Source organism: Aurantibacter crassamenti (assembly GCF_016811105.1).
Lineage (GTDB): Bacteria > Bacteroidota > Bacteroidia > Flavobacteriales > Flavobacteriaceae > Aurantibacter_A > Aurantibacter_A crassamenti.
The window spans coordinates 1,355,920-1,373,604 of the sequence record NZ_JAFBGM010000002.1; the positions used below are offsets into that span (position 1 = coordinate 1,355,920).

The window sequence follows — 17,685 nt, forward strand, 5'->3', positions numbered from 1 at the left end:
TTATATTTTACTTTTTAAAATCATTTTAAGATTATCACCTTTAGCAATAGCCCTTTTAAAATCTCTAAAACTGGTATAATCTTCTTTGGAATATTTACCACTTAATATCAAAAGTTTTCTTTTGTAGATCAAGGTAGTAGCATCTATTGATCCAATAGTTACTTTATATGATCCGAACTTACCTTCTATTTCAATTGGTGTTGGAATTTCAGACAAATCAAAACCTTCTGGAAGGGAGATAGTGAACTCACTTTCATTCAAATAGCCTCGTGATATTTGAAATGGAAACTTTCTATTTCTATACCTATCTGGCACAAAATCATCTTGATCAAAAGGGTTAGGGTTGAATAGGAGCTCATTACCTACCAAACTTGCAAATCCACTTGCCTCTAACTTTATTTTCTCAACAAATTGAACGTCACTTTTATTATTTTCTAAAGAGATATCATCGACTTTTAGACCGTTTATGTTATCCCAATACTCTTTATAATATTCATCTTTCTTTTTCTCTTCAAGACTATAAACACGAGAATGCCTGTCATACTGAATTCCACTAGTCTTTATTTTAACTGATCCTTTAATACTACCATCTGCCATTAAGGCAAAGTTCGCTGTAGTAATTTTAGAATTATGTTCATTCAAATATGCATCAGTTCGTTTGACGACACCTCCATTTGGCGTTATTACCAGTACATCACGATCATCTGTAAAAGAACTTAAGAAACCGAATGGCATACTTTGACTTGTACACTCTAACCAAATATCGTTTTCTTCATTAGGCACATTTAAAATAACGTGGTTACCTTCCATAGAAGCAAAGTCAGGTTCAATACTTCGTTTGTAATTCCCTGCCCAAACAACACTGTAGTAAGATTCAATACCCTGAGACTTTAAAAGTGCTTTTGTATAATTAGTTAAGCCCTTACAATCACCATATTTAACACGGTCTACTTCAGCAGCTTCAATCGGCATCCAACCACCAATACCTAATTGCACACTTATGTAACGCGTATTATCTTGTACATATTGATAAATTTTCTTGGTTTTCTCAAGAGTATTATCAATACCTGAAACCAGTTTACCCACTGTATTTTTAGTACTTTCTGGTATTATATCTTTTTCTATTAATAAATTCTCAAATTGCCATTTACCCATTGAAGCCCAGTCGTTACCTTGACCGTCAACACCTTCTAAATGAAAATCAGATAAACTCACCAATAATTGTGGTTCAATTTCATAAAATGCAGGGCTCAACATTTCCCTTTTTGAAGCAGGTATGTTTTTAAGACTGTATGAGAGCATTGAATTGGTAGACCTATTCTCTATCGGGTAATTCTCAAAATTTTTTTCTTTTTTACGAATTTCAAAATCAGTAGGCAACGTTAATTTATAGGTACTCTTCTCAGTGCTTACTAAATATTCATCTACCGGTGACCACTTTGGCAAAAAGACTGTATTAGATGTATCATAGCTATAAGTGAAATCAATTGTATATGGATATTCGATTGGTGTATATTCAAAATATTTAACACGTGAATCACCGTATAATGTACCTCCATCAACAGCACTTACATCTTTAAAATCTTTCTTTTTTAGTTCTTCAATTTCTTTACCTTTTTTATCATATACTATGACACTCAAATTATTAATTCTGGTAACTGGGTCATAAAAAGCATAGGGGTTAATTGCAGATTGCCCAGTTTTTTTAAGAATTGTTATGACACGTCTTTTAGAAACAGTCATTCTTTTCTTAGATGAAATCTCAACAATTGTTTCATCTAACCGAACAACTGCGTTGGCATTATTAGTAAGACTTTTATCTAATGTAAGTGATTGGTATTCATTCTCTTGGCCAGTGCCAATAAAACACAGCATTAGGCAACTAATAAGTGGTACAAATAAGCGCATTAATCTAGATTCAAGGTTTTTACAAAAACGAAAACTAGATACTTTTCTTACTTTTTACCAATAAAAACGACCAAAATGGTAATTTACTTGATGAATTTAATTATTCTCTATTCTTTGTATCAATCGATATAGTAACAGGCCCATCATTCAATAATTCTACTTTCATATCAGCACCGAACACACCAGTACCAACCTTTTTCCCTAAATCTTTTTCGATTTGACTGACAAAATTCTCATATAGTGGAATGGCAATTTCTGGTCGTGCTACTTTCAAGTAACTAGGGCGGTTTCCTTTTTTTGTGGAGGCATGTAAAGTAAATTGGCTCACCACAATTACCTCTCCATCAACGTCTATTAGTGATTTGTTCATTACCTGACTATCGTCACCAAAAATTCTAAGATTTACAATTTTACGAGAAAGCCATTCAACATCTTCATTGGCATCAGCTGTTTCAACACCTAATAAAACCAAAAGACCAGTATTTATTTCTGAAATTAATTTTGCGTCTACTGTGACACTCGCTCTAGAAACCCTTTGTATAATTGCTCTCATTTACTTTTCTGCGTAATCATCAATTCTATAATTATCATCATCACCCGCAACCATTTGCACATAGCTTCGATAGCGACTCCATGCCAATTCATCATTTTCTAGTGCTTCTTTTATCGCACAATTTGGTTCATCTAAATGCAGACAATTATTGAATTTACAATTACCCTTTAGCTTGAAGATATCTCGAAAATAGTCACCAATCTCTTCTTTCTCCATATTTACAATACCGAAACCTTTGATGCCGGGTGTATCAATTATTCGCGCACCAAAATCAAGATCAAACATTTCAGCAAAAGTAGTAGTATGTTGCCCTTGTAAATGTTGTATTGATATTTCGGTAGTTTTTATATTTAGTCGCGGCTCAAGAATATTCACAAGAGTAGATTTACCAACACCAGAATGGCCTGCAAACATGCTGATTTTATCAAGCATTAGCTCTTTGACTTTATCTATATTTTTACCGGTAGTAGCTGAAATTCCAATACAAGTGTATCCAATATTTCTATACAGTTCAGCCAAGTACTTTACTTCACCCAATTCTTCAGAACTATACGAATCAACTTTATTAAAAAGCAATACAGCAGGCACATCATACGCCTCTGCTGTTGCTAAAAAACGATCAATGAATATGGTGTAGGTCTTTGGGTTATTTAAAGTAATCATTAAAAAGACCTGATCTAAATTCGCTGCAATTATATGTGTCTGCTTTGAGAGGTTGACAGATTTACGAACAATATAATTTTTACGGTCTTCAATTTCAAAAATTACACCAACAGTAACATCTCCATTATTATCAATCTCAAACTTCACATGATCACCTACAGCTACTGGATTGGTACTTTTAATTCCTTTAATTCGGAATTTTCCTTTGATACGGCATTCGTAAAAATCACCATCATCCGTTTTAACGGTATACCAACTTCCTGTAGATTTATAGACAACACCTCGCATTCATTCTATTTAGGATACAAAGAAAAGCAATACTTTTATAATACACTGATATTAAATATTCTTGGAGTTATCGAAATAAAATTATCTGTCTATTAATATGCAACCATCCAATAAATTGTTTGTCTTTATTTATAAACCATAATAAATTGATCATGAAGAAAATTACATTCCTAGCTTGCTTAGTCTTTTTAACTTATTTGGATGCTAATGCCCAACAGTTTAAAGTAATTACTAGTGTAGAATCTATAGTACCAAGTGGCATTGGACGGTCTAGAATAATAGACGCACAAGAAGAAAAAGATTTTGAAAGCTATACCACTGAACAGACGGATGAAGATAATACTAGAAACAAATCTAAGCGTGGAGATATTAGAGTTAAGAATTTTGAAGAAACAAAACTTTTAAATTTTTACAATATTACGGGAATTCGTTTTCAGAATATTGCGGCAAACGACGCTGTAATTTCTTCTAAGTTAAGTGCCATGACAGCCGACGGTTGGGAACTTGCATTTGTTACAAGTGCAGTAGAAGCTGATGCCGGTGATAAAGATGGCCAAGGAATTTTTATTACACGTTACATATTTAAAAGAGATGAGTAAATTTCATTTTGATTAAAAAAATGCATAAACAAAAAACAGCGTTTTGATGTACATCAATACGCTGTTTTTATATCAAGCCAATTTTAAAGCTAATAGCAATTATTATGCATTAACAATTTTCTCTTGATGATTAATTGATTCTTGGTGAATTGCTTTGAACATTTTCAAAACAAATTCTTCACTCAAACCATTTGCTTCACCTTCTAAGATCATAGCACCAAGAATTTGGTTCCATCTATTAGATTGTAAAACAGCAACATTTTTCTGCTTTTTAAGAGCTCCAATACTGTCAGAAACTTTCATACGTTTCCCCATTGTATCGATTAATTGATGATCAAAAATATCAATCTGTGCTCTTAGATTACTCAATTTAGAATTGTATTCAGCTTCCGAATCAGTTTCTTTTCTAATTTTAAGATCTTTCATTATCTGCACTAATGCGGCAGGTGTAACTTGTTGTGCAGCATCACTCCATGCATTATCAGGATCGTGATGTGTCTCAATCATCAAACCATCAAAATTAAGATCAAGAGCTGTTTGAGAAACATCAAAAATCATATCACGCTTACCTGTAATATGCGAAGGATCACATATTAATGGTAAATCAGGAAACTTATTTTGGAACTCAATAGCCAATTGCCATTCAGGAATATTTCTATACTTTGTTTTTTCGTATGTAGAAAAACCACGGTGTATAGCACCTAAGTTTTTAATACCCGCTGTATATAAACGCTCAATACCACCTAACCATAATGATAAATCAGGATTAACTGGGTTTTTTACCAAAACTGTTTTATCAGTACCGGCAAGTGCATCAGCAATCTCTTGCATGATAAACGGACTCACCGTTGAACGTGCACCAATCCATAACATATCAACATCATATTCTAATGCTAATTTCACGTGTGCTGCATTTGCTACTTCAGTAGTAGTTTTCATTCCGGTTTCTTCCTTAACCTTTTGCAACCATTTTAAGCCTAAAGCACCTACGCCTTCAAAGTTTCCAGGACGAGTACGTGGTTTCCAGATACCTGCACGGTAATAGTTCACATCAGTATCTTTCAAGCTATGGGCAATGCCCAAAACTTGCTCTTCTGTTTCAGCGCTACAAGGCCCTGCAATCACTAATGGATGGTCTAACTTCATGTTATCTAACCAACCTCTCATCTCTTTTTTATTTTCCATTTTATTGTTTGTTAAGCGGTATTCCTTTTAGTATTTCCTTTATTTTATTTGTGTCGTTCATTTCATTGTAAATTCCTTCAAAATCATCTTTTTCAAGAAGTTCTTTAAAGTCTTGAAGGTTTTGTATGTACTCATTTAATGTCTCAACTACATTCTCTTTATTCTGCTCAAAAATTGGTGTCCACATTGCAGGTGAACTTTTTGCCAAACGCACAGTGCTTTCAAATCCACTGCCCGCCATGTCAAAAATATCACGTTCATTTTTCTCCTTCTCAATAACGGTCTTTCCCAACATAAAAGAGCTGATATGTGACAGATGAGACACATATGCAATATGCTTGTCGTGTGCCTCAGGATTCATATATCGAATTCGCATACCCATTTGTTGAAAAATTGCCAATGCTCTTTCTTGTAATTTAAAAGCAGTTTTTTCAACTTCACAAATAATATTTGCTTTGCCATTATACAAATTCTCAATTGCCGCCGATGGGCCAGAAAATTCTGTACCAGCAATTGGGTGACATGCTAAGTAGTTTCTTCTCTTTGGATGATCTTTCAGCGTTTCGCAAATTAAATTTTTGGTTGAACCACCGTCTATTACCACACAATCGTCATTTACAGCATCCAAGATTTTAGGAAGTTCTGCTACCAAAACATCCACCGGAATACTAACAACTACCATATCAGCTATAGTCAAATCGGCATAACTTGCCTTTGCATCAATAATTTTTAAATCAATTGCCTCATCAAGATGTGACGGATTATTATCGACACCAAAAACCTTAGTTTCTGGATGAATTCTTTTGATGTCTTTTGCGAAAGAACCACCAATTAAACCAATACCGATTATAAATACATTCATTATATTACTTATTAGCACCCAACTTAGAGCACCCTTATATTTCTTAAAATCTGCTTATCGCTTCTTCTATTTTATCTTCTGTTACACATAATGAAAACCGAATATAGCCTTCACCATTACTACCAAAAATGGTACCTGGCACCAAAAATATGTTTTTATCATACAGAATCTCATCTATAAAAGCTTCTGAACTTTTACTGCCCAAAGGCAATTTTGCCCACACAAACATACCAACGGCATCTGTGTCATACGTACAATTTAGCAAATCAGCTAACTTGAATATCAAAGCTCTTCTCTTTCGGTATACTTCATTCAAATCATCATACCAACTTTGACTACTCTTTAGCGCTTCTATAGCCCCTTTTTGTATGCCGTAGAACATGCCAGAGTCCATATTACTTTTTACTTTCAATACAGCGTTTATATGATCAGAATTTCCGAGTACCATGCCAACACGCCATCCGGCCATGTTAAAAGTTTTACTCAAAGAATTTAATTCTAAGGCTACATCTTTAGCGCCATTTACTGCTAAAATACTCGTAGGCTCATCATTTAAAACAAAACTATACGGGTTATCATTAACTAACAGAATATCATTCCGCTTCGCAAAAGAAACCAATTTCTCAAGCTCAATTTTTGCTATACGTGCACCAGTTGGCATATGCGGATAATTCACCCACATAATTTTCACTTTGTCAAGATTCTCATCTTCCAAAGCATCTAAATCAGGTAACCACCCATTTTCTTGCTTTAAACCATAATATTTTGGAACAGCCCCCACCAGTTTGGTTACGGAGCTATACGTTGGGTATCCCGGATTTGGAATTAAAACCTCATCTCCCGGATTTAAAAAAGCCATGCTAATATGCATAATGCCTTCTTTAGAACCCATTAATGGAAGAATTTCAGTTACTGGATCAGCAGTCACTCCGAATTTTGAATTATAAAAAGCAGCAAATGCCTCACGCAATTCAGGTAATCCTTGATAACTTTGATACTGATGTGCTCCCTCTTCTAAAACAGCATTTTGAATACTTGCTACTATGTCAGCTGAAGGTTGTAAATCAGGACTACCAATACCCATATTGATTATTGGTCGGCCTTCAGCCATAAGCCCCCTAACCTCTCTCAATTTCTTAGAGAAGTAGTATTCTTCAACCGTATGTAATCGATCAGCGGTGCGAATCATAGCATTGCATTTTTATATTCACCAAGTACTTTAATATCATCTAACATGATGTTCAACAATGATTTTGCTTTATCAAAATGTGCATAATCATCAAATGTGACATCTACAAAGAATGCATACTTCCAAGGTTTTTCAATCACGGGTAAAGACTGAATCTTAGTAAGACTCAAATTACAATCACTCATTACATTCAATACTGTCGCTAAACTACCGCGTTTATGGTCGGTTATAAAACGAATAGAGGCCTTGTTGATTTCTTCCTTAGGTAACTCTCTATTTTTTGTTTTTACAATAATAAAACGAGTAGAGTTATTTTTGATCGTTTGAATATCAGATGCTATGATGTTCAAACCATATAACTCAGCCGCCACTTTAGGAGCAATGGCCGCTACACCCATTAATTGATTTTCTTGAATCTGCTTTGCAGTCTCGGCTGTATCAACATCTTCAATCAATCTAATTTTAGGATATTGTCTAAAAAAATCTTTGCACTGTAGTAATGCCATAGGGTGAGAGCGTACTTCAACAATGTCTTCTATTGATTGCCCGTTAAGCACCATTAAATTATGATGTATATTCAAATAATGTTCACCAATAATATGCAAGTTGTGGTCGTTCACCAATGCATAATTTGGAATAATAGAACCGGCAATTGAATTTTCAATAGCCATTATACCCTTATCAGCCGTACCGTCTAATAATCTATCGACCAAATAATCAAAAGACATGCATTCAATAAGTTCGGTAACATCGCTACAGCGTTCACGAACCACCTGATGGTGATTTGAACCTTTGATACCTTGTATGGCTATTTTAATTGACATTATTTTAATAATTCTAATAAACAAAAAAGTCCCGTATTTAACGGGACTTCAATTTGCTTATATATTCAATACTTCACAACAGCCCCGTTCTTCTCTTAAAAAAGAAGTAAAAAAAGAAACCGTTAAAAAAGAATTGCGTATTCATAAAACTTAAACTTGCCGCTAATGTATGAATTTAATTTAAAATAAAAGCTTTACTCCAAATTTTTACTTATTTACAGACATTTGAACTAAAAAAATAACAATAATTTTACATTTAAATGTAATTGCTAAGAATAATTAAAAACAAAAAAAGGCTTCCAAATTTGAAAGCCTTTATATTAAAGATATAATTTTATCTTATTTTTTATTGAAATGATATTGGTACACTTCTTCTTCACCTTCATAGGTATCAGTTTCAGTAATTACTAAATTATCAGCAGTAAGTGTTATTTTTCCATCAAAAATTAAATATCCATCTTCTTCGACACCGTTCTCAGTTTGTCCATCGTAGGTATCCGTATACTCAAATTCTACTAACGTAAGTCTGCTTTGTTCTTCGTCATAAGCCCAATTACCTTTAGAAGAATAACTTGAATTTTCTTCAACATAAACTAATTCACAAGATGCTTCCGAAGCGTCCCAATCAACATCTTTATCCGTGTCATCAGAAACATATGAGTATGAACCATCACTTTTAAAAGTAATTTCTAATCCATCGGTAGTATAACAATAATCTACGGTAACCTCTTTAGTTACCCCACTATTGCAATCTAAATTACGTGTATAATCATAATCATCACAATATTCTTCACCTACATTTATTGTTTCACCATTATCAACTTCTTTAGTAAATTCCCAATCAGCAACAAGATTAACATTTCCTCCCCAAGATTCTACTGTTACACAGACTTCTGAAGGCTGGCTTACAAAGCCCTGCCCATCATATACACAAATTATATAACAGAAAGTTCCTGCAGAGACTGCTGCTTCAAAGTTCACATCAATAGAAGTATCTTCCCCTTTACTTGCTAAACTTCCTTTAGCAGCATTTTTATTGGCAAAAAATCCTCTTTCTATTGTTTTTGGTGCTTTATTACTAACTCCAGTAGTAGCACTGGCCGGAATATCAAAATAAGTATCTGCCATTCCGTTTTCGTCTTTCAACTGAACATATGCTCCAGCGAATCCTTCAGGAGCCTTAAATTCAATGTTAAAACCATTTTTTTGAAAAGCAGTTTGTTTCTTATAATCTAAGCTGAATTCTATATCACCATTTGGAACAGGGCTTCCTTGTTTTTTTGTAGCTCCATCAATAGTAACGCCATTACTAACAGCATTAACATCTAATAAAACTTCTTCTTGCGCATTTACTCCGTCAGGATCAGGATCACTTGCAAGTTCTTTTGCATCATCTTTAGAACAGGATAAAGCAGCAATTGCTAAACAGCTCGTTAAGAATACGTTTACTTTTCTCATAATTTATTGGTTTTAGTTATTTAGGTTTAATCCCCAGCGAAAACGAAAAACCAACTTACTTTATTGTTAAATTGAAGAGAAATTAATGTGTAGCTATTTAATACAGGTGCTTAATCTAACAGCAATGAAACAACCTGATCTAAATATTCTTGAATTTTAGGATCGGTACAATTCGTAAGAAGTGCAAATACCAATTGTTCATTGGGGTAGACGAAAAAATTAGAATAGCCGCCTACACCATTACCAACATGACCATAAAAAGTACGACCACTGGCATCTTCACTTACCTGCCAACCAAGACCGTAATACGTTTTAACTCCATTTATTTCTTCGGATGTCAAAAATGTAGCTTTTGTGGTTTCGTTAAAAACCTCACCATTTAGAATAGACTGTCCAAATTTTGAAATATCTGTTACTGTTGAAAGATACCCACCACCAGCTAACTTGTAATAATTGTCTACAGTAATAGCTTTTCTAAAACCTAATTTATTTTTTGAATAAAAAGTTGCGAATTCATCTTGATTTAAATTTTCTGCTACTATTTGATTCAAATCTTTCTTAGAATTATTAGTTGCAGCAAACGTACTTGTTAGACCCAGCGGATTTAATACCAATTCTTGCACAAGATTTTCAAACGGCTTACCAGTTAACTCTTGCATTGCTAATGATAATAAAACCCAATCGAAACTAGTATATAAATATTGAGTACCTGGTTTAAAAACTAACGGATCATTTTTAAAAAGATCAATACCTTCCTTTATTGAATATGGTATATTTAATCCGTATTCTATTCCGCGATAACTTCGAATCCCTGCTGTATGACTTGCCAATTGACGAATGGTGAAATCATATTCTTTCTTTGGGAAATATGGCACATAATCATAAAAAGAAGCATCTAAATTAATTTTACCTTCTTCTACCAAATAGGCTAGCGCAGTTGCAGCAATATTTTTAGAAACACTGGCTATTCTGAATATAGTTTTCTCTGGATTGATTGGTGTTTTAGATTCCAAATCAGCATAACCATAACCTTTTTGTAGAATTGTTTTACCCTCCTTAAATACCGAAATTGCAATACCCGGAACCTTTTTTTTATCAACTAAATCAGAAAGCAATACATCTGCTTTTGCTATTTCTGTTAATTCTGTAGAATCACCTATAACTCGTTGAAAAGCAGACAAATTTCGAATATATTTTAAAATAGGATTCATCTATTGAAAGGTTTTTGCTATTTAAAAATCAGCTTCCCTTTGTAAATTTCATCAACCTCAACCAACGAAGGTTTATTACTACTTATAACATCACCATTACCACGAATAGTTCCATTTATTGATTCTTGAGGGTTTATAAATAAATCATTACTTCCCCTATGATTTAATGTAACGTGTTGCGCCAATAGAGTAGCCGCTTCTATTCTAGAATCACCTGAAGCGACATACAAACTAAGATTTTCGGCAACCCCTTTCAATTTAAAATAAGCAATACCATTAACCACAATGCTAACCGAATTTGAATTAAGTTCTAAATCAAATTCACTATCAGTTGTAAGCGCATCAGGTTCTAAAAAACTTTCAGTTAACAATTCTAAAGTTGGATAATTTAAAACACCATCACTTTGAATTGGCAGTCCACTACTGCTTCTAATTTGAGTAATATTTGGCGAAGTAATATACACCGTGGTTATACCATAATCGCGAAAAAGATTACAGCCATTTTCATTTCTTAGAAGCAATCGGTCATCTTCTACTTCAGCAGATATTTCATTTAACAGAAATTCACCTGTTTCAATTTCTACTTTTTGTGCAACTCCCTGCTTTAAAACCAATGCTACTTTTTCATAGACTGTAATTTTAGAGAATTCGGGTACCGAAATTTCTTGACGTATCATATCACCTGAATTCTGAAAACAATCTGAACTAGATTCTGAATTACATGAACTTATTGATATAATTAGAAATGCTAAAAAAAACATTCTAAATATAGGTAACACAAGCACTCCTACTTTTTTAATAGGGTTGTTAGTATTACCAAATGTTTCTATATCATTCATAAACATTAATTTCAAAATCGAATTCCAATTCCAAATTCTATTGCTTCTGCAGCTGCACCATGCGCCTTTAAGGTTACAGCACCATACATATTTTTGCCGAAATAACGCTTAAAACCAATTCTGTTGTATACCCTGCCTTCAAAATCAAAAGGATAATACACATAGTATCCCAGTTGGGTAATAAAGCTTATTTTATTGACAAATAATTCATGGCCAATAAATAATCCTACTCGTTTAAAATCATCATTCTCTTGAACTCCGTACTCCGGAAACGAAATAGCTTGAAAGCGAATTAATTCCTTTAAAAAATGTGAAAAGAAGATATCACCCCCCACTTGAATTGCGCTTTTTCTGCCGAGACGTTTATCAGCATATCCTGAAATAATATAGAAGGCATGTTGCCCCAAACCAATAACATCACTTGAATTTACACCAGTTCTCAAAGCAAGATTAAATTTTATCGGTTCAGCAACTTTAACTTTTTCAGGATTTACAGCATAACTAACTTCTTTACCCCCATCTAAATCATACGTTAAGCCGGCATTGAACGCAATAGTATTTGTTGAAGTATTTGGCGATTTAACATTGGCATTAGAATAGTGAATAATATTAACACCCGCTTTAAAGCCCAAACCTTTAAATAAATTTTCTTTATGAAAATTCAACATTAAATATGTTGAACTTAAGAAATCTGAACCGTAGGCATTATTACGAAAATTGGTATACTTATCGTAAGCATTAGTAGCATATGAAACACCCTGGCCAAACCTCAATTGCAAATTGCGTTTTAAGAAATAAAAATTATAGTGCGCATAAAGGCCATAGTGCTTACCCAATGTTTCAGTATGCATATCTTGATAGATAAATGAATAACCTACATCAGGGTAATTGTATAATTCTTGCCACTCTTCAGACCCATATGTTTTTCTATTGAGTGCGAGAATTAATCCTGAAGGATGTTCTTCAATTAAATGGGTAATATCAGGGTTGTGTAATAGTATTGAGCCGTAGAATAGATTAGCATCAATCACATAACGTTTTGCAACTGCACTTTCTTGAGCAAACGACAGGCAACCAAAAAGCAATGCAATAAGTAAGAACTTTAACCTCATAAAAAGTAAAGGTAAAACTATAGGGATAATTATTAAAGCTAAAGGCTTCTTTTCAAAGAATAAAAAATTAAAACAATGCCTCTGCTATCGCTTGAATATTATCTGATTTTCCCATAGAATAGTAATGCAATACAGGAACCCCAGCTTCCTTTAATTCCTTTGACTGTTGAATTGCCCATTCAATACCCACTTGACGAACTGCTTTATTATTTTCACAAGTATCAACAGCATCAATTAAATCTTGAGGAAGATCAATACGAAACACCTGTGGTAACAACTGTAAATGTCGTTTTACTGCTAACGGTTTTATCCCTGGAATAATAGGTATGTTTATTCCCATTTCTTTGGCCGCTGCTACAAACTCAAAATACTTTTGATTGTCAAAAAACATTTGCGTCACTACATAATCAGCACCAGCATCTACTTTCTCTTTAAGTCGTTTTAAATCGGATTTTAAAGAAGGAGCCTCTAAATGTTTTTCAGGATATCCAGCAACACCAATACAGAAGTCAGCACAATCATCCGACTCAATTACCTCGTGCAAATATTTTCCACAGTTTAAGTTTTGTATTTGCTCTACAAGTCCTTTTGCATAAGCATGCCCCCCTACTGCTGGCTCAAAATACGATTGTTCACGCATGGCATCACCACGTAAAGCCATTACGTTTTGAATGCCTAAATAATGACAATCAACCAACATGTACTCCGTTTCTTCTTTTGTGAAACCACCACAAATCACATGCGGTACTGTGTCTACATTATATTTATGTTGAATGGAAGCACAAATACCAACCGTACCAGGTCGCATACGAGTTGTTTTTTTATCTAAAAGACCTTCTTTCTGCACATATATAGTTTCTTCACGAGAGGTTGTAACATCAATAAAAGGAGGGTTAAATTCCATCAATGGATTAATGTTATTGTACAACTCTTGTATATTTCTCCCTTTTACAGGGGGAACAATTTCAAATGAAAAAAGCGTTTTTCCTTTTGCCTTTTCTATATGCTCAGTAACCTTCATTATATCTTGGTTAATTTTTTCTTTAAAATTTTAAAATCCCCTTCATACTCCCAATATACCCATCTTCCATCCAAATAATCCGTTAATATATACTTTTCACTAACAGATTTTATTCGTGATACGGCTACTAATTTACGAGAAAATGGCGATGCAACTTCCTCTAAAATTTCTTTATTCTTAGCATCATAACCATGAGAAATCATGTGGCTACCTAACCTTAACTCTATAAATTTTTCACTCATCAATCTACCATATTAGGCGCTAGCCATCTACTTGCTTCTTCTAACGGAATACCTTTACGTTTAGCAAAATCTTCTACTTGATCTTCTTTTATTTTTCCTAGTCCGAAATACTTTGCTTCCGGATTTCCAAAATAATAACCTGATACCGATGCTGCCGGCCACATAGCTAAACTTTCAGTTAATTTCACTCCTATTTTTTCTTCAACTTGAAGAATTTTCCAAATGGTTTTTTTCTCTAAATGATCAGGGCACGCCGGATAACCGGGTGCAGGTCTAATACCCTTATATGATTCATTGATTAAGTCGTCATTACTTAATTCTTCATTTGCAGCATAACCCCAGTGCTTTATTCTGACTTCTTTATGTAAATATTCAGCAAACGCCTCTGCTAAACGATCAGACAAAGCTTTAATCATTATAGAATTATAGTCATCTAAATCTTTTCGATATTGATCAGAAATTTCATCAGTACCAAACCCAGTACTCACACAAAAACAACCCATATAATCTTTTCTACCACTTTCCTTTGGAGCGATAAAATCAGCTAAGGCATTATCAGCAACACCTTCTCTACGTTGTAGTTGTTGACGCAATGTTCTGAAGATGAATTTTTTATTTTCAGAAGCGTCTTGACCTTCTTCTGCAAGAATATCAACTTCAATATCATCATCATTAATTGTATTTGCAGGAAATAGTGAAAATATAGCTTTCGCCGTCAATTGTTTTTCTTCCAAAACTTTTTTCAGCATATCTTGAGCATCGGCAAACAATTCAGTTGCCTGTTCACCCACCACGTTATCAGTTAAGATCGCAGGATATTTACCATGAAGCTCCCAACTTCTAAAAAATGGTGTCCAATCGATAAAAGGAACCAATTTATTTAGGTCCATATCTTCAATAATCTGAACACCCAATTCATTGGGCTTAACTATTTCTGATGTATTCCAATCAATTTGAAACTTATTCTTTCGTGCCGCCTCAATAGATTTATACTCTTTGTGTTGTGAACGATTCATAAATTTTTCTCGAAACACCTCATAGTCATCTTTGATAGCCCTTTTATAACTATCAGAAGTTTCTTTCTGTAATAAGTCACCAACAACAGTTACAGCTCTTGATGCGTCATTTACATGCACAACAGCCTGACTATATTTTGGATCTATTTTTACAGCCGTATGTGCTTTACTAGTTGTTGCACCTCCAATTAGTAATGGCACTTTAAAATTTTTACGCTCCATCTCTTTTGCCAAATGAACCATTTCATCAAGCGATGGAGTAATAAGTCCGCTTAGTCCAATAATATCAACATTATGCTCAATAGCAGCTGCAATAATTTTTTCAGGTGGTACCATCACACCTAAATCAACAATTTCATAATTATTACAAGCTAATACAACGCTGACAATATTTTTACCAATATCATGCACATCACCTTTTACAGTGGCCATTAATATTTTACCTGCACCCTCAGAATCACCCTCTTGCGGGTTCAATAACTTTTCTTCTTCTATATATGGAAGTAGATACGCCACAGCTTTTTTCATAACCCTAGCAGATTTCACCACCTGTGGCAAAAACATTTTTCCGCTCCCAAAAAGGTCACCAACAACATTCATACCTGCCATCAAATTACCTTCAATAACCTGAATTGGTTTTGATGCTGCTAATCGAGCTTCTTCAACATCTTCAACAATATATTGGTCAATACCTTTAACTAATGCTCTAGTTATTCTATTCTGCAACGGCTCTTCACGCCATGACAAATCAACTTTACTTTCTTTGGCCTTACCTACAACTGATTCAGCAAAATCTAGTAATCTTTCAGTTGCATCATCTCTACGGTTGAGCATCACATCTTCAACTCGCTCTAATAAATCTTTAGGAATATCATCATAAATCTCCAACATTGTTGGGTTAACAATACCCATATTCATACCTGCTTTTATAGCATGATATAAAAAGACAGAGTGCATAGCTTCCCGCACGGGATTATTTCCTCGAAACGAAAAAGACACATTACTAACACCCCCACTCACACTACAATGTGGAAGATTTTCTTTCACCCATTTTGTAGCACGTATAAAATCTAAAGCATTGAGTTTATGCTCATCCATTCCTGTTGCGACTGGGAAAATATTTAAATCGAATATGATGTCTTCTGGAGGAAAATTTACTTCATTAACCAAAATATCATACGAGCGTTTTGAAATATCAATACGCTTCTGATAATCATCTGCCTGGCCAACCTCATCAAAGGCCATTACAATCACAGCTGCACCGTATCTCTTGATTAACTTGGCACGCTGTATAAATTCTTCTTCTCCTTCTTTTAGGCTAATAGAATTCACCACACATTTACCTTGTACAACTTGTAAACCTGCCTCTATAATTTCCCATTTTGAGCTATCAATCATGATAGGCACACGAGCAATATCGGGTTCTGCAATGACAAGATTTAAGAACTTAACCATGGCGTATTTACCATCAAGAAGTCCATCATCCATATTAATATCAATGACTTGAGCTCCGCCTTCAACTTGATCACGCGCAACATCTAAAGCCTCTTCATATTTTTCTTCTTTGATTAACCTCAGAAACTTTTTTGAACCAGCAACATTTGTCCGCTCTCCAACATTAACGAAATTACTTTCAGGAGTGACGATAAGTGGTTCAAGTCCACTTAATTTTAAGTATTTAGGTGTCATCTCTTTCATTTATTTTCTTCTATCGGTAAACCTCGAGGATCATATTGCTTTACTAAATCAGCTATAGCCATAATGTGTTCAGGTGTTGTACCACAGCATCCGCCAACAATATTCACCAAACCCTTTTCAACATATTCCTTTATTTGACCCGCCATTTGTTCGGGAGTTTCATCGTACTCGCCAAATGCATTTGGTAGGCCTGCATTTGGATGTGCAGAAACTGCGTAATCTGTTTTAGTCGATAGAACCTCAAGATGCGGCACCAATTGATTTGCTCCAAGAGCACAGTTAAATCCAACTGACAAAATTGGAATATGAGATATTGAAATTAAAAAAGCCTCAGCAGTTTGTCCAGATAAGGTTCTTCCGGATGCATCGGTTATTGTACCGCTCACCATAATAGGCACATCAATATTTCTTTCCTCTTTTACTTCTTCAATTGCAAAAAGTGCGGCTTTTGCATTTAGTGTATCAAAAATTGTTTCAACCAATAATATATCAGAGCCACCATCTAATAGTGCCTCGGCTTGTTGCTTGTAGGCAACACGTAGTTCTTCAAATGAAACAGCCCTAAATCCGGGATCATTTACATCAGGCGACATACTGGCGGTCTTATTCGTAGGGCCCATACTACCTGCCACAAACCTGGGTTTATCAGGTTCATTTTTAGTAAACTCGTCAGCCACCATTTTGGCAATTCTAGCTGACTCATAATTCAATTCATAAACCAAATCTTCCATGTAATAATCGGCCATCGCGATCGTAGTTCCTGAAAACGTATTGGTCTCAACAATATCAGCACCAGCTGCAAAATACTTTCTATGTACTTCAGCAATAGCTTCTGGCTGTGTTAACGACAATAAATCATTATTACCTTGTAGTGGATGCTCCCAATCTTTAAATCGCTCGCCTCTAAAATCTTCTTCTTGAAATTTATAACGCTGCAGCATAGTACCCATAGCGCCATCAAGCACTAAAATTCGTTCAGCAAGTATTTCTTTAATATTCCTCATTTGAAGATTTTCG

The 17,685-nt window shown here is 34.4% G+C and carries 16 protein-coding genes; 1 reads left to right on the forward strand and 15 read right to left on the reverse strand.

Features of this window, described 5'->3' with window-relative positions:
• From JQC67_RS18405 to rsgA, 3 genes are all read right to left on the reverse strand, one after another.
• Nucleotides 1-1,908 carry a DUF3857 domain-containing protein gene (locus JQC67_RS18405; protein WP_203254366.1) on the reverse strand — a complete coding sequence of 636 codons (1,908 nt, stop codon included), beginning with the start codon at nt 1,906-1,908 and terminating at the stop codon, nt 1-3.
• A 100-nt stretch (nt 1,909-2,008) separates the two neighbouring features.
• A complete protein-coding gene (gene dtd, locus JQC67_RS18410; RefSeq protein ID WP_203254367.1) occupies nt 2,009-2,461 on the reverse strand; it encodes a D-aminoacyl-tRNA deacylase in 453 nt (150 codons plus the stop codon).
• Nucleotides 2,462-3,412: a ribosome small subunit-dependent GTPase A gene (rsgA, locus tag JQC67_RS18415; RefSeq protein ID WP_203254368.1), complete on the reverse strand. Its 951-nt coding sequence runs from the start codon at nt 3,410-3,412 to the stop codon at nt 2,462-2,464.
• Nucleotides 3,413-3,564: 152 nt separating this feature from the next.
• Here rsgA and JQC67_RS18420 point away from each other — a divergent pair, with 152 nt between their 5' ends.
• Entirely contained in the window at nt 3,565-4,011 is a 447-nt protein-coding gene (locus JQC67_RS18420) for a hypothetical protein (RefSeq protein WP_203254369.1), read from the forward strand.
• Between the two features lie 102 nt (nt 4,012-4,113).
• Here JQC67_RS18420 and JQC67_RS18425 read toward each other — a convergent pair whose 3' ends face one another.
• The 12 genes from JQC67_RS18425 to JQC67_RS18480 all read right to left on the reverse strand — a co-directional run bounded on the left by JQC67_RS18425 (nt 4,114) and on the right by JQC67_RS18480 (nt 17,672).
• On the reverse strand, nt 4,114-5,196 hold the full coding sequence (locus JQC67_RS18425) for a bifunctional 3-deoxy-7-phosphoheptulonate synthase/chorismate mutase type II (protein WP_203254370.1): 1,083 nt from the start codon (nt 5,194-5,196) through the stop codon (nt 4,114-4,116).
• Nucleotide 5,197: 1 nt separating this feature from the next.
• Complete coding sequence (locus JQC67_RS18430) at nt 5,198-6,058, reverse strand: prephenate dehydrogenase (protein WP_203254371.1); 861 nt, start codon at nt 6,056-6,058, stop codon at nt 5,198-5,200.
• A gap of 43 nt (nt 6,059-6,101) precedes the next feature.
• Nucleotides 6,102-7,247 (reverse strand): pyridoxal phosphate-dependent aminotransferase, encoded by a 1,146-nt coding sequence (locus tag JQC67_RS18435; protein WP_203254372.1) that lies wholly within the window; start codon nt 7,245-7,247, stop codon nt 6,102-6,104.
• Nucleotides 7,244-8,071, reverse strand: a complete 828-nt coding sequence (locus JQC67_RS18440) for a prephenate dehydratase (RefSeq protein WP_203254373.1) — start codon at nt 8,069-8,071, stop codon at nt 7,244-7,246. Before JQC67_RS18440 ends, JQC67_RS18435 begins: the two co-directional genes overlap by 4 nt.
• 339 nt (nt 8,072-8,410) lie before the next feature.
• The gene (locus tag JQC67_RS18445; RefSeq protein ID WP_203254374.1) at nt 8,411-9,529 is read right to left on the reverse strand and encodes a hypothetical protein; all 1,119 of its coding nucleotides are present in this window, start codon (nt 9,527-9,529) and stop codon (nt 8,411-8,413) included.
• Nucleotides 9,530-9,639: 110 nt separating this feature from the next.
• On the reverse strand, nt 9,640-10,740 hold the full coding sequence (locus JQC67_RS18450; protein ID WP_203254375.1) for a serine hydrolase domain-containing protein: 1,101 nt from the start codon (nt 10,738-10,740) through the stop codon (nt 9,640-9,642).
• A 17-nt stretch (nt 10,741-10,757) separates the two neighbouring features.
• Nucleotides 10,758-11,579: a head GIN domain-containing protein gene (locus JQC67_RS18455; protein ID WP_238934913.1), complete on the reverse strand. Its 822-nt coding sequence runs from the start codon at nt 11,577-11,579 to the stop codon at nt 10,758-10,760.
• Between the two features lie 11 nt (nt 11,580-11,590).
• Nucleotides 11,591-12,691 carry an acyloxyacyl hydrolase gene (locus JQC67_RS18460; protein WP_203254376.1) on the reverse strand — a complete coding sequence of 367 codons (1,101 nt, stop codon included), beginning with the start codon at nt 12,689-12,691 and terminating at the stop codon, nt 11,591-11,593.
• A gap of 67 nt (nt 12,692-12,758) precedes the next feature.
• Nucleotides 12,759-13,712, reverse strand: a complete 954-nt coding sequence (gene metF, locus JQC67_RS18465; protein WP_203254377.1) for a methylenetetrahydrofolate reductase [NAD(P)H] — start codon at nt 13,710-13,712, stop codon at nt 12,759-12,761.
• Nucleotides 13,712-13,954 (reverse strand): hypothetical protein, encoded by a 243-nt coding sequence (locus tag JQC67_RS18470; RefSeq protein WP_203254378.1) that lies wholly within the window; start codon nt 13,952-13,954, stop codon nt 13,712-13,714. Before JQC67_RS18470 ends, metF begins: the two co-directional genes overlap by 1 nt.
• Entirely contained in the window at nt 13,954-16,668 is a 2,715-nt protein-coding gene (gene metH / locus JQC67_RS18475) for a methionine synthase (protein ID WP_203254379.1), read from the reverse strand. The genes JQC67_RS18470 and metH overlap by 1 nt, the downstream gene beginning before the upstream one ends.
• Nucleotides 16,665-17,672, reverse strand: a complete 1,008-nt coding sequence (locus tag JQC67_RS18480; protein WP_203254380.1) for a homocysteine S-methyltransferase family protein — start codon at nt 17,670-17,672, stop codon at nt 16,665-16,667. The genes metH and JQC67_RS18480 overlap by 4 nt, the downstream gene beginning before the upstream one ends.
• Nucleotides 17,673-17,685 lie beyond the last annotated feature (13 nt).

Excerpts from the sequence above, each read along its gene's own strand:
- JQC67_RS18460 (WP_203254376.1), bottom strand. The coding sequence starts at position 12,691 with ATGAGGTTAAAGTTCTTACTTATTGCATTGCTTTTTGGTTGCCTGTCG.
- JQC67_RS18430 (WP_203254371.1), bottom strand. The coding sequence starts at position 6,058 with ATGAATGTATTTATAATCGGTATTGGTTTAATTGGTGGTTCTTTCGCA.
- JQC67_RS18455 (WP_238934913.1), bottom strand. The coding sequence starts at position 11,579 with ATGAATGATATAGAAACATTTGGTAATACTAACAACCCTATTAAAAAA.
- JQC67_RS18435 (WP_203254372.1), bottom strand. The coding sequence starts at position 7,247 with ATGATTCGCACCGCTGATCGATTACATACGGTTGAAGAATACTACTTC.
- JQC67_RS18470 (WP_203254378.1), bottom strand. The coding sequence starts at position 13,954 with ATGAGTGAAAAATTTATAGAGTTAAGGTTAGGTAGCCACATGATTTCT.
- JQC67_RS18480 (WP_203254380.1), bottom strand. The coding sequence starts at position 17,672 with ATGAGGAATATTAAAGAAATACTTGCTGAACGAATTTTAGTGCTTGAT.
- JQC67_RS18425 (WP_203254370.1), bottom strand. The coding sequence starts at position 5,196 with ATGGAAAATAAAAAAGAGATGAGAGGTTGGTTAGATAACATGAAGTTA.
- JQC67_RS18445 (WP_203254374.1), bottom strand. The coding sequence starts at position 9,529 with ATGAGAAAAGTAAACGTATTCTTAACGAGCTGTTTAGCAATTGCTGCT.
- metF (WP_203254377.1), bottom strand. The coding sequence starts at position 13,712 with ATGAAGGTTACTGAGCATATAGAAAAGGCAAAAGGAAAAACGCTTTTT.
- metH (WP_203254379.1), bottom strand. The coding sequence starts at position 16,668 with ATGAAAGAGATGACACCTAAATACTTAAAATTAAGTGGACTTGAACCA.
- JQC67_RS18420 (WP_203254369.1), top strand. The coding sequence starts at position 3,565 with ATGAAGAAAATTACATTCCTAGCTTGCTTAGTCTTTTTAACTTATTTG.
- rsgA (WP_203254368.1), bottom strand. The coding sequence starts at position 3,412 with ATGCGAGGTGTTGTCTATAAATCTACAGGAAGTTGGTATACCGTTAAA.
- dtd (WP_203254367.1), bottom strand. The coding sequence starts at position 2,461 with ATGAGAGCAATTATACAAAGGGTTTCTAGAGCGAGTGTCACAGTAGAC.
- JQC67_RS18450 (WP_203254375.1), bottom strand. The coding sequence starts at position 10,740 with ATGAATCCTATTTTAAAATATATTCGAAATTTGTCTGCTTTTCAACGA.
- JQC67_RS18440 (WP_203254373.1), bottom strand. The coding sequence starts at position 8,071 with ATGTCAATTAAAATAGCCATACAAGGTATCAAAGGTTCAAATCACCAT.
- JQC67_RS18405 (WP_203254366.1), bottom strand. The coding sequence starts at position 1,908 with ATGCGCTTATTTGTACCACTTATTAGTTGCCTAATGCTGTGTTTTATT.